The organism is Pseudomonas sp. PF05 (assembly GCF_056521845.1).
Genome location: NZ_JBWLPW010000007.1, coordinates 19735 through 32807, shown reverse-complemented (window position 1 = coordinate 32807; position 13073 = coordinate 19735). Strand labels below are relative to the sequence as shown.

Here is a 13073-nt window from a genome sequence, read left to right as displayed (position 1 = left end):
CGTTGTTACCTGTCAGATCTGACAGTTGGAAATTATCATCGCTCCGCGCTAAATGACCTTATGGACCTAGGAAATTTTGATTCAGGTTTTTGACAAGGTGATTGCGATGGCTTCGCTAGAAGAAAGTCGGATGCGGGGTACGAATAGCGAAGTTCTGGCGAAGCCCCTCTTGGTGGAGGGCATCAATGATAATGATCTGGAAGGTCATGTGCCTCGCGAAATATTGCAACGGGGGACTCGAATTGTTATCCCGTATTGGATTGAACCGCAACCCAATGATGAGCTCTGGATCAGTTGGTTTCAAGATGGGTTAGAAAATCGGCTTTACACCGTGTTCTATCCAGTGCCCCTGGCGGTGGATTTTTTATATTTCGACTTGACGCCTCAGCATTTGGCCAGGGATGGTGTGGCATATATTTATTACAAAGTATGGAAGGGAGCAGGTGGCACGGATGACCCCTCCCCTAAAAGAAAACTCACCATCAATCACACACCGCTCATAATATTGGATGAGCCAACATTTCCGCACGCGACTCTTTGGGGGTATTTGAATAACCACACCGTTCCGCCGTTAACGAGTGGCGCTACGATCGCAATACCGAGTTTGGCCAGTATCGCCGTGCCCGGGGATCGGGTGAAAGTTCAATGGCAAGGCTATTCGAGCTTGAATGGCAGCGGTCCGCCAGTTTCGGAGGCATATGGCGTCTGGGAACGAACGCTTCAAGCGCCAGACATATCAGCTGGTTTTGATTTGGTAGTTCCGTTTCAGCCAAATATCAGGCCGCTGGTTGATAACGATTCTGCAGTAGTTATCTATGAACTCTCTCAAGGGGGGAGGCTCGTTGCCGAGTCAAAGAAAGGGTTGGTGAAAATAGACAGAGTGACACCGGGTGAAAGTAATCCCTCAAATATGAATGTGTCAGGAGAGAGAAATATGGCTATCAAAATTCTTCCCCCAAAACATCGCCTCATGTCCAGTCGTTCCGGAACGCTGGATCTAGATCTGAGTATCGACACATTGGCGGACGATTCAATCTCGATCGCTGTTTTGGAGTCCGGCGAAATTATTGCAAATCTGCAGCGGCCTGTACCCTCGGAAGAGGAGGAGGGAGACGAGGTTGACCTATTCTATGCACGGGTAGGAGAACAGATTGACGACGTGGCTAGAAATACTGTGGAACTTGGCCCGATCGCTGACCGACCTGCCAGCGTCATACCTATTCCTCTTCCAGCGGCTGACTTTACTGAAGATCCGCAACCCGCAGCCCCCACCCGTTGGCAGGTTATGTTTAAGTTTTTTAAAGGCGCTGGGGGCAACTTTGATAAAACCAATGTTGTAGAGTTCAACATAGACCGGACGGCACCGTTTGAAGTCAAGTATCCTTCACGTAAAAAAAATCCGCCTTCGCCTGCGCCGGCCTTTACCAATGCGCCCGCGGATGCCCAGAGACGGGTGGACGAAACCTGGCTGGCCGTCAACACAGAACTGGAATTTATGGTTGACGTGTCCTATCCATTACGTCGTCTCGACGATGTGCTGGAGGTGCATCTTTCCGCTGGCGGTACGGATATTGAGGTCTACAACGCGCCAGTTCCCGCTACTGGTGTGTTTACGGTGGCAAGTAGCGTCTTGCGAGGGTTGCCGAACGGGCGCATCAACATCCATTATTTTTGGACGGACCTTCCTGGAAATAGAAGCGCAAGGTCATTGCCCACCGCGCTGTTGACGTTGGCGCTTGCGCTGGATCCGATCCTGAATAAGCATCCTTTAGTCCCGGTCACTGATCCGGATGGAACGACAACCTTATACCTCGATGATTTTTCCGGCAGCGGGGTGTCGGGCATTGTCGAGCGTTTGCCCATCGAAAATGCTGAGCCAGGCGACGAGATAACGTTTTACGTCGAAGAGGCCAATGACCCAACTAATTTCAAGACGTTTGGCTCCCAACCCCTTGCCGGTGTGGATTTAAACTTTGCACTTCCTTATACCGCTGGGCTAGAGGATATTTTTGGCACGTCAACAGATGCCTTGGAGGTCAAAGCCTATTTTGAACTGACGCGCGGTACAGCCACGCCATTTCCTTCCCCAGCATTGTTTTTCTGGATGGATCTGTATCCGCCAGGAGGGCCATATCCAGAGTTGCCGGATCTGACCAATCCCGCATTTGCCTTGCCTGAAGTAACGGGAGAGTCGCTGACACCTAACGAGTTGCTGCCAAGTGATCGCGATAAGCCGGGTACATTCAAAGTTGTGCTCCCGATCGCGGCTCCAGCGATTTCTCCGGCGGAGACGGCTAAATGTTATGTGAACGATCAGTTGGTGGGCGATTTTTCACCCTTTACTGACGCGACTGAGTTCGAGGTGCCTATTACGGCGGCCTTCATCGCCGCGCTTCCGACACCCAGTGTGACTGCGCACTGGACACGACAAAAAACCGGGATCGACAAGAACGTAATCAAATCTGGACCCCAGACAGTCATTGTCCGAGGCATGAGAATTGATCTGCCAGAGCCAACTATCAGGATTCGCAATCCTGCCACCAAGAACCAAATCGACTGTTTTGCAATGAACGACGCTACTACCAACTGGCGTTTGGCTCTTACTATTCCGAAGTCGACCCTTTTGCCACCAGGTTTAGTCATTACCGCACATTTTGCGGCTTATACGGATTCTGCTGGAAGTAATTTGATCCCCGGCACGGAAGATTCACAGCCCTATACTATCCAAGACGCAACGACAGTGGATGTCGCTACTGTCGGAAGTGCTGCGGTGTTCAAAGCAGCGCAACCGGTGCTCGGTTCTCGTGCATTTGGTATGTATTGGTACACAGCCGATATTGGTGGTTTACAGACCTCGATACCGATCATTAAACCGCTTGACACAATCACCTCCAGCGGCGAGTACTGCGACAGGTTGGCTGTACCTTCAGCATGAGGTAAGTATCGCGAGAGGGGTTGGCCCTCTCGCGATACTGTTTGGTTGGGCAGGCTGTATATGGGTTGTACCTCCAGGTATTAAGGGATTTTTCCTACTTTTGGTGAAGAGATTTCCGACATATTTCGTTTGGGTTGCTGTTTAGTCTAGCGAACGTTTTTTTCTATGACTTATCTACTTGAAGAAAAGTTGTTCAATTGATTATGCGGAGTCCCCCATGCCTCAATTTCCAACGATCATAAATCGCAAGAGAACGGGCTATCTGCTTGCCGTATTGTTCCTAGGCACTCCTGCGGTTCATGCCAGAATTCTTGCTCCAGGGGAAAGTGAGACCGTTACTAATCCTCCTGCACCAGAGACGTGGGCCGTGTCTCAAGGTGGAACATTGACAATAAACAATGCGAGCGCACTCACGATCCGCTCGGAAAATGCCAATGTCATATTCAATGGTGGTCAGAGTGCGCGGATTGAAGCCCACAATGGCTCCGATATCGTGATGGCTGGCGCAACTGTAGAAAGCTCGGTGGGGAGAGGAGCGCTTTCGCTTAGTGACAGCTCTGCCACGATCCAGGCCAGCACGATTACCAGTACCAACAGCATGGGCCTGCTGTTGGGGCGTAACATCAACACCCCAACCGCCTCCAGCGCCACAGTCACTGGCGCAAGCACCATTACCGGCCTCGTCGGCGGCGCAAACGCCACGGGCTTCAGCGTCCTGACGGTCAACGATTCGACCGTGCGTGGCACCGGCGCAACCAGTTACGGCGTCCAACTGGAAGGGGCAACGCTTTCAGCGACCGGAAGTACGATCTCCGGTGCTCAGGACGGCCTGCGAATCGGCGCGGACAATACGGGCGTCAAGGCCAGTACGGTGACGTTGAACAATACGCTCGTCACGGGGGACACCGGCTCGGCGATCGTTGTTGGTTCCTTTGGTGCTGCTGGCGCCGTCGCAACCATCAATGTGCTTAATGGCTCCCAACTGAACGGTGGTAACGGAACATTATTGCAAGCCACCAACCGCTCCACTGCCAACGTCAACGTTGATGGCAGCGCGCTTCGCGGCGATGTCATTGCCGAAACGGGCAGTACGATCTCGTGGTTGATGCAGAACGCCTCCTCGCTTGAAGGCAATTTGCAGAATGTCACTAACGTTAACCTCAACACCAACAGCACGCTGAACGGCAACGTACTGGCTGTGGCGGGTACAGCGGCCGCAGTCAATCTGAATAACGGTTCTGTGATCAATGGCAATGTGGAGAACGTATTTGACCTGAAACTGGACAACAACAGCCAAATGACAGGCGATGTGCTGTCGGATACCAACGGCAGTGTATTGCTCAATAACGGCTCAATGCTGACCGGCCAGATCACCAATTCCAGCAACTTGAACATCAATAATGCAGCGCAATGGGTAATGACTGGCGACAGTACCGTGCAGCGTCTCGGGATGAGCAGCGGCGTGGTGCGCATGGGGACGAACGAGCAGTTTCAACAGTTGAACATCGGCGAGCTGTCCGGTAGCGGTACCTTTGTCATGGGCACCGACCTGGGTAACGGCGATACGGATTTCCTGAATGTCACCGGTACTGCCAGCGGGCAACATCAGTTGCTGGTCTCCGCGACCGGGACCACACCAACCAGTGCCGAAGCCGTCAAAATCGGCAACATCGCCGCTGGCGATGCGAGTTTCTCGCTGGGTGGTCGAGAAACGGTCGACGCCGGTACGTTCGTTTACCGGTTGAAGAAGGACGGGGAGGGTTTGTTTCTCGATCCCGACCGAGACACCGTCAGCCCGTCCACCAATACCGCATTGGCTTTGGCCGGCAGTGCTCGTAGCGTCTTGAACGCAGAGATGAACATGCTCAACGATCAGATCGGTGATCGGGGATTAAGCGCACGGCCCGAGGCGTCAATGCGTTCGGCCAGCGATAACGACACCAAGTTGAGCAACAGCGTCTGGGTACGTACTTACGGTAATCAATACAGCGTCGACAACGCCTATGGCGATGGCTACTCGCAGAACCAGAACGGGATCACCGGCGGTGCCGACACATTGGTGGATATCGGCAATCGTGCATGGGTACTCGGTGGTTTCGTAGGCACCAGCCACACCAACATGGATCTGCGGTACGGATCCAGCGCAACGGTCGACAGCGTAAACCTCGGTGTCTATGGCAGTACTTATGACGTCCAGAGCGGTGTATTCGTCAACGTCATGGCCAAGGTCAACCAGTTCAAGAATAAAGCCAGGGTCACCATGAGCGACGGTACACGCGCCAAGGGTGATTACAAGGCATTGGGCGCAAGCGGTTCGGTCGCGGTGGGCAAGCACATTCGCTTGCAAGATAACTATTTCATCGAGCCGCAGGTGCGAGTCTCGACGGGCGTGACCCAGAGCGATAGCTATCGCTTGGACAACGGCCTTGAAGTCAAAGCCGACACTATGCGTTCTCTGCAAGGAAACGTGGGCCTCAGGGGCGGACGCGTGATCAGTCTCGAAAATGGCAGCCTGTTGGAGCCGAGTTTGTCGGCGGGTATTAATCATGAGTTCATAAAGACCAACGAGGTCAGGATCAACGACGACAGCTTCGATGACGACCGCGCCAGCACAGCGCTTGAGTACGGTGCGGGCCTGAAGTGGACGCCGGCCCAACGTAACTGGCAGGTCTCTGGTCAGGTTGGAGGCAGCAAAGGGACAACCGTCAGTCAGGATTGGAGTGGTAGCTTGCGGTTGAGTTATTTCTTCTGATTGATGAGTGCTGCCTTGAGCACAGTGATGCCCCGACAATGTCGGGGCATTTTTGTATTTGCGGTAAATATCTGTAGACGCTGTGTGAAATTATGTAAGGGTTTTGCTCAGCGGCGGATGAGGGCGTATATCCTTGGCGGCTTGAGATTCTCAGCGCCTCGTACCTTTGGATACACCCATGCCCAACATCCTCCTCGTCGAAGACGACACCGCACTCTCCGAACTGATCGCCAGTTACCTGGAGCGCAACGGCTATCAGGTCAGCGTGCTCAGCCGTGGCGATCATGTGCGTGAACGGGCGCGGGTCGATCCGCCGGACCTGGTGATCCTCGACCTGATGCTGCCGGGGCTGGATGGCTTGCAGGTTTGCCGCTTGCTGCGGGCCGACTCGGCGACTTTGCCGATCCTGATGCTCACTGCCCGGGACGACAGCCACGACCAGGTCCTGGGCCTGGAGATGGGCGCCGACGACTACGTCACCAAGCCTTGCGAGCCCCGGGTGTTGCTGGCGCGGGTGCGCACCTTGTTGCGCCGCAGCAGCCTGACCGAGCCGCAGACGGTCAACGACCGCCTTGTCATGGGCAACCTGTGCATCGACCTGTCCGAGCGCACCGTAACCTGGCGTGGGCAAGCGGTGGAGTTGTCCAGCGGCGAATACAACTTGCTGGTGGTGCTGGCCCGCCATTCCGGCGAAGTGCTGAGCCGCGACCAGATCCTGCAACGCCTGCGCGGCATCGAGTTCAACGGCACCGACCGTTCGGTGGACGTGGCGATTTCCAAGTTGCGGCGCAAGTTCGACGACAATGCCGACGAAGCCCGCAAGATCAAGACCGTGTGGGGCAAGGGCTATCTGTTCAGTCGTTCCGAGTGGGAATGCTGAGCCGATGTGGAAGCTGCTGATTCGCTTGTACCTGGTCACCATCGTCTCCTACAGCGCGGCGATCTACCTGATGCCGGAACTGGTGGTCCGCCTGTTCCATGAGCGTTTCCTGACCTACAACCTCGATTATTCCCGTGGCCTGCAAACCTTGATGGTCAAGCAGTTCCGCGCTGTGCCCAGCGAGCAGTGGCCGGCGCTGGCGGCGCAGATGGACAAGGAGTTCGAGCCGCTGCGCATCGAACTGGCCGCTGTCGATGACGAGGGCTTCAGCGCCGATGAACAGGCGCGTCTCAAGCGCGGCGAGAATGTGGTGCGTTTGGGCGACTGGGCCTGGCGAACCCTGGCCGCCGCGCCGCTGAATGAGCGCATGGCGGTCAAGATGATCGTGCCCCCGGACCCGACCGAGGTCAGTGGGCTGTACTGGAGCATCAACGTGTTGATCGGCGCGACGATGCTGGCCTGCCTGTTGCTCTGGTTGCGGCCGCACTGGCGCGACCTGGAGCGGCTCAAGCGCACCGCCGAGCGTTTCGGCAAGGGCCACTTGAGCGAACGCACGCAGATCGCGTCGAGCTCCAACATCGGCAGCTTGGCCCACGTGTTCGACACCATGGCCGGCGACATCGAGAATTTGCTCAACCAGCAGCGGGACCTGCTCAACGCCGTGTCCCACGAACTGCGCACGCCACTGACGCGGCTGGACTTCGGCTTGGCCCTGGCGCTGTCCGAAGAGCTGCCGATGGCCAGTCGTGAGCGCCTGCAAGGGTTGGTGGCGCACATTCGCGAGCTGGATGAGTTGGTGCTGGAACTGCTGTCCTACAGCCGTCTGCAGAACCCGCAGCATCTGCCCGAACGGGTCGAAGTGGCGTTGGACGAGTTCATCGACAGCATCCTGGGCAGCGTCGACGAGGACCTGGCGGCGCCGGACGTGGTGATCGACGTGCTGCTGCATGGGGCGCTGGAACGCTTCGTACTGGACCCGCGCCTGACCGCCCGGGCCTTGCAGAACCTGCTGCGCAATGCCATGCGTTATTGCGAAAAGCGGATCCAGGTGGGTGTGCTGGTCAGTGATCAAGGCTGTGAGATCTGGGTCGACGACGATGGCATCGGTATTCCCGACAGTGAACGCGAGCGTGTGTTCGAGCCGTTCTACCGCCTGGACCGCAGCCGCGACCGCGCCACCGGCGGCTTCGGCCTCGGCCTGGCCATCAGCCGCCGGGCCCTGGAAGCCCAGGGCGGCACACTGACCGTCGAAGCCTCGCCACTGGGCGGAGCGCGCTTCAGGCTGTGGCTGCCAACACCGTCCTGATGCAGGCTCGATATATCGCCCGCCACATCCGTAGGAGCTAATGTAAGAACTGATGTAGGAGCTGATATAGGAGCCAATGTAGGAGCTGACGAGTGCAACGAGGCTGCGATCTTGTCCCAGACAATTGAGTCGCAAGCGAACGATCAAGATCAAGATCAAGATCAAAAGATCGCAGCCTTCGGCAGCTCCTACAGGGGGTAGCCATTAGCCAAACAACCCCGCCGCAATATTGATCGAAAACCCCAGGATCGCCGTGTTGAACACAAACCCGATCAGCGATTGCGCCAGGACGATCTTGCGCAGTTGCCGCGTGGCGACGCCCACGTCCGCGGTCTGCACCGCCACGCCGATGGTGAAAGAGAAATACAGGAAATCCCAATAGTTGGGCGTGGTCAGCCCTTCGGCAAACCTCAGTGCCGGCTCCTTGCCCTCCCAGGTGTAATACAGCCGCGCGTAGTGCACGCTGAAGATCACCCCGATCAGCAACCATGAACCGATCACGGTCATTGCCGTGAAACCGTAATGCAACAGCTTGCCGGCGGCATTCAGGTCGCGGCTGCCGGCCAGTTCCAGGGTGATGGTCGCCAGGCTGGCCAACGCGGCGATGCAGACCACCAGCAGGACCAGCCCGGCATTTTCATCTTCGATTTCAGCGATGCGCCGGACGTCGGGCGCCTTGGCTCGAACGGTCAGCCAGGACATCAGCACCAGGTAGGTCCAGACGCCGACATTCCAGCCGATCAGGATTTTGTTGATGATCGAGTCCACGGGAGCCAGGATACCCACCGCCAGGCCAAGGACCGTGGCGCTGGACAGACGCGGGTGGGTGCGGGCGAGGAAGGGCATGGCAACTCACTGTCCGGAAAGAAGACGCCTAGTATGAGCCGTCAAGCGAAGGGGCGGCCATCTATCGCGCTGGACTCGATCAATTGCACGCCCGCTTCCTGCATTCGCCGGATCGCCGCCTCCATCGAGCCGTCGATACCGATGCCCCGGCAGGCATCCAGCACCACAAACGTGTTGAACCCCGCCAACCGGGCATCGAGCGCCGAGAACATCACGCAAAAATCCAGCGCCAGCCCCACCAGGTAAACCGTGTCGATGCCGCGCTCCTTGAGGTAGCCGGTCAAGCCGGTAGGGGTCAGGTGGTCCGCCTCCATGAAGGCTGAATAGCTGTCGATGTCCGGGTTGCAGCCTTTGCGAATGATCAGCCTGGCATGGGCGAGATCGAGTGTCGGGTGCAGCGCGGCGCCCTTGCTGCCCTGTATGCAGTGGTCGGGCCAAAGTGTCTGTTCGCCATAGGGCAATTGAATGATGTCGAACGGTTGCTTGCCCCGATGGCTGGACGCAAACGAGGCGTGCCCGGCCGGGTGCCAGTCCTGGGCGAGGACGACGTGCCTGAATGAATGGCCCAACTGGTTGATCAGCGGCACGATCTCATCGCCCCCCGGTACAGCCAGTTGGCCGCCGGGGATGAAGTCGTTCTGTACATCGATTACTACCAGCGCGGTGGTCAAAGCCCGGTTGGCGGGAACGCTCATATGAAAGAATCCTTCTTGACGGGGTTCTTCGATAGTAGCTGAACCACTTGGGCCAGGTGTTTGTCCGTAAGCGCTCACAAGGCTTTGTGTTGAACGGATTTGGACTGCCTGAAAAATAGTGTGAGTCCTGAAAAAACCGGCGATGTGTCTTTCGTCGAAAATATCCCAGCGTTGATGGCTTTTTGACATTTGGTTCGTGCGTCCCTGTCACGATTCAGTACAATCGCCGGCCTCCAACCGGGCATGGAAGCAGTCCGGTTCTCCTGTTACGAGAAAAAACCATGCTCATTGGCAGTTATTCCCCAGCCCTTGTTTCGATTTCCCTGTTTGTTGCCGTGCTGGCTTCCTATACCGCGCTGGATCTGGCCGGGCGGATCGCGACCGCCCAGGGGCGCGCCGCGCATTTGTGGATGAGCGGGGGCGCGCTGGCAATGGGCGTGGGCATCTGGTCCATGCACTTCATCGGCATGCTGGCGTTCAGCTTGCCGGTGGCGCTTGGCTACGACGTATCGATCACGGCGCTGTCGCTGCTGGTCGCGATTCTTTCCAGCGGTTTTGCCCTGTGGCTGGTCAGCCAGCCACGATTGCCGGCGTGGCAACTGGCGTTCGGCGCGCTGATCATGGGCGCCGGGATCAGCACCATGCACTACACCGGCATGGCCGCGCTGCAAATGCAGCCAGGCATCGACTATGACCCGACGTTGTTCGGGGCTTCGTTGGTGATTGCCTTCGGCGCTTCGGCGGCGGCGCTGTGGATTGCCTTTCGCCTGCGCCAGAACATCCCCCACGTGCGTCTGGCTCGCGCAGGTGCTGCGGTGGTCATGGGCATCGCCATCGTCGGCATGCACTACACCGGCATGGCCGGGGCGCGGTTCAGCGACGGCAGCTTTTGTGGCTCCCTGGACGGCTTGAGCGGCAAGGGCCTGGACAATCTGGTGTTGATCACCACCCTGGCGGTGCTGGCCATTGCCTTGCTGACGTCGATTCTCGACGCGCGCCTGGAAGCCCGCACCGCCGAGCTGGCCCAATCGCTGACCCGGGCCAACCGGGAACTGACCCAGTTGGCCCTGCACGACCCCCTCACCGGGCTGCCCAACCGGGTATTGCTGGCTGATCGGATCGACCAGGCCATGCACCGGGTACAGGAGCAGGGCGGCTGCTTCGCCCTGATGTTCATCGACCTGGATGGTTTCAAGCCGGTCAACGATGCCTTTGGTCACCACATGGGCGATTTGTTGCTGCGAGACGTGGCCCTGCGCCTGCGCGAAGACTTGCGCAGCCAGGACACCCTGGCGCGGATCGGCGGTGATGAGTTCGTGCTGTTGGTGCAACTGGCCGAACCCGACGATGCCTTGCGACTGGCGGCACGTCAGGTCAGCTTGATCGCACGCACCTTCCGGGTGGCCGATCATGACTTGCAGATATCCGCCAGCGTCGGCATCGCCCTTTACCCTGGCAACGGCCAGAGCGCCGAAGAACTGTTGATGAATGCCGACGCGGCGATGTACCACGCCAAGGGCGCCGGCAAAAACGGCTACAGCTTTTTCGATGCTTCGATGAACAGCAACGCCCGCAAGCAATTGCAGTTGCTTCAAGACTTGCGCCTGGCCGTCGAACAGCGGCAGTTCAGCCTGCATTACCAGCCCAAGTTCGACGCGGCCAACGGTCGTCCGGTCGGGGCCGAGGCCTTGTTGCGCTGGACCCACCCGACCCAGGGCCTGTTGATGCCCGACACCTTCATCGACCTGGCGGAAAAGACCGGGTTGATCATTCCCATTGGCGAATGGGTGCTGAACGAAGCCTGTCGGCAGATGCGCGAATGGTACGTGCTCGGTTATACCGACTGGCGCATTGCGGTGAACCTGTCGGCCTTGCAGTTCTGCCATACCGGTTTGGTGCAGAGCGTGGCCAAGGCGTTGGAGACGCATCAGCTGCCGGCCAACAGCCTGACCCTGGAAATCACCGAAACCACCGCCATGAGCGATGCGGACGCGAGCATGACGGTGCTGCAACAGCTCTCGGACATGGGCGTGGACCTGTCCATCGACGATTTCGGCACTGGCTATTCGAGCCTGATGTACCTCAAGCGCCTGCCGGCCAACGAGCTGAAGATCGATCGCGGCTTCGTGCGTGACCTGGAACACGACAGCGATGACGCGGCCATCGTCTCGGCCATCGTCGCCCTCGGCCAGGCCCTGGGCCTGCGGATCGTCGCCGAAGGTGTGGAAACCGATGTGCAACAAGACTTCCTGACCCAGTTGGGTTGCGACTCGCTGCAGGGCTATCTGCTGGGGCATCCGCTGCCGGCTGAGCGGTTCATCCACGATATTCGCCAGGCACAACGGGTGGCAGTGGGCTGAGCCACTTCAAGGCACGATATCGAACGCCGTGCTACCCAGCCGCTCGCCGTTGACCAGCAGGTGCACGGCATGCCGGCCCGCGTAATGTTTGCGGGTGGTCAGCTCGCGAATGTGCTGGGAGCGGCTGAGGTTGACGCAACCCTGGGCGGGCAGGTCGAAGGTCTTGAGTTTGAAGACTTTGGCCGAGGTGCCGCCCGAGGCTTTCACGTAGTCGACGGCATAGTCGATCACCAGGCGTTGGCTCTGCTCCAGGGTTGATTGCACCGTGAAGGACAGCGTGACCTGTTCCCCCAGGCGAATCACCGCAGGCGTGACCTGCAAATCCAGCACCTGGACCTGTGCCTTGCCGCCGACCCCGATGACGCCCAGCGCCCTGGGGTTGCCTTGTTTGATCAGGCTACGCAGCGCATGCCGGGCGATCCACGCCGTGTGGCGGTTTTGCAGGGGCCAACCTTCGATCTGGTCCAGCACCCAGTCGGGATGCTGCTTGGTGACGTCGTTGAGGTGATTGGCCACGGATTTGCGCACGTAAAGGCTATCGTCGGCCTTGAGCGTGTCGAGGATCGCCGCGGCAAGGTCAGGGTTGGCCTGGATCGGCTCCAGGTGAAACGACCACGGCAAGCGCGGCCGGCTGCCTTCGCTGGCCAGGCGGCGCACGTGCTCGTTGGCGTCCAGCGCCCAGTCGTGCATGACCTTGAGGGTGCGTTCCAGATCGTCGCGCAGGAAGTGCCGCACGGCGAACTCCGAAGAGCCGAACCGGGTGAAGTACTTGAGCGCGTCCAACGACACGTCGAAGCGATGCCGGCCATAAGAGGCCACGTAGTGTGGCAGGAACATGCTGACGAACATGCTGTTCAGGCGCGGGGCCAGGGCGCGCAGCACCTCCAGTGAAGCTTCATAACCGAGGGGCAGCACCGCATGCAGGCACTCACTGACCCGGGCCATGCGCTGCATCACGGACAACTCGGCCAGTCCGTCGTTGGCCATGTGCAAGAACGCCTTGGCATCGAACGCCGGATACACCGCGCGCATTTCGCCAGCGATGTGCGCCAGGCGCGCGCTGTTGAAGATTTCCTTGAGGGCGGGGGAAGAGGCCGTGGTGCTCATGGTAGGTCCATCCGACGGGAGTTGTAGTTCAAGACTTGTCACTATGCCATGTACAACCTGTGGCGAGGGAGCTTGCTCCCGTGTAGGAGCTGGCGAAGCCTGCGATCTTTTGATCTTTTGATCTTTTGATCTTTTGATCTTTTGATCTTTCGCTTGAGATTCAAGTGTCTTTGGAAAGATCGCAGCCTCGTT

Annotated in this window: 8 protein-coding genes; 5 read left to right on the top strand and 3 right to left on the bottom strand. The window is 58.1% G+C overall.

What is annotated here, in order from left to right; translation table 11 throughout:
• Positions 1-106: 106 nt before the first annotated feature.
• From AC09SL_RS13325 to AC09SL_RS13310, 4 genes are all read left to right on the top strand, one after another.
• Positions 107-2935, top strand: a complete 2829-nt coding sequence (locus tag AC09SL_RS13325) for a hypothetical protein (RefSeq protein WP_196764462.1) — start codon at positions 107-109, stop codon at positions 2933-2935.
• 217 nt (positions 2936-3152) lie between these two features.
• Positions 3153-5687: an autotransporter outer membrane beta-barrel domain-containing protein gene (locus tag AC09SL_RS13320; protein WP_058543509.1), complete on the top strand. Its 2535-nt coding sequence runs from the start codon at positions 3153-3155 to the stop codon at positions 5685-5687.
• 178 nt (positions 5688-5865) lie between these two features.
• Positions 5866-6567, top strand: coding sequence for a response regulator (locus tag AC09SL_RS13315; RefSeq protein ID WP_058543510.1), 702 nt, complete (start codon positions 5866-5868; stop codon positions 6565-6567).
• 4 nt (positions 6568-6571) lie between these two features.
• Positions 6572-7873: an ATP-binding protein gene (locus AC09SL_RS13310; RefSeq protein WP_058543511.1), complete on the top strand. Its 1302-nt coding sequence runs from the start codon at positions 6572-6574 to the stop codon at positions 7871-7873.
• Positions 7874-8077: 204 nt separating this feature from the next.
• Here AC09SL_RS13310 and AC09SL_RS13305 read toward each other — a convergent pair whose 3' ends face one another.
• Together AC09SL_RS13305 and pncA are read right to left on the bottom strand one after the other, a co-directional pair.
• Complete coding sequence (locus tag AC09SL_RS13305; protein ID WP_058543512.1) at positions 8078-8719, bottom strand: DUF1345 domain-containing protein; 642 nt, start codon at positions 8717-8719, stop codon at positions 8078-8080.
• A gap of 41 nt (positions 8720-8760) precedes the next feature.
• Positions 8761-9414, bottom strand: a complete 654-nt coding sequence (pncA, locus tag AC09SL_RS13300) for a bifunctional nicotinamidase/pyrazinamidase (protein ID WP_058543513.1) — start codon at positions 9412-9414, stop codon at positions 8761-8763.
• A gap of 281 nt (positions 9415-9695) precedes the next feature.
• Here pncA and AC09SL_RS13295 point away from each other — a divergent pair, with 281 nt between their 5' ends.
• A complete protein-coding gene (locus AC09SL_RS13295; RefSeq protein ID WP_058543514.1) occupies positions 9696-11774 on the top strand; it encodes a putative bifunctional diguanylate cyclase/phosphodiesterase in 2079 nt (692 codons plus the stop codon).
• Between the two features lie 6 nt (positions 11775-11780).
• Here AC09SL_RS13295 and AC09SL_RS13290 read toward each other — a convergent pair whose 3' ends face one another.
• A complete protein-coding gene (locus tag AC09SL_RS13290) occupies positions 11781-12881 on the bottom strand; it encodes a DNA alkylation repair protein (RefSeq protein ID WP_058543515.1) in 1101 nt (366 codons plus the stop codon).
• Positions 12882-13073 lie beyond the last annotated feature (192 nt).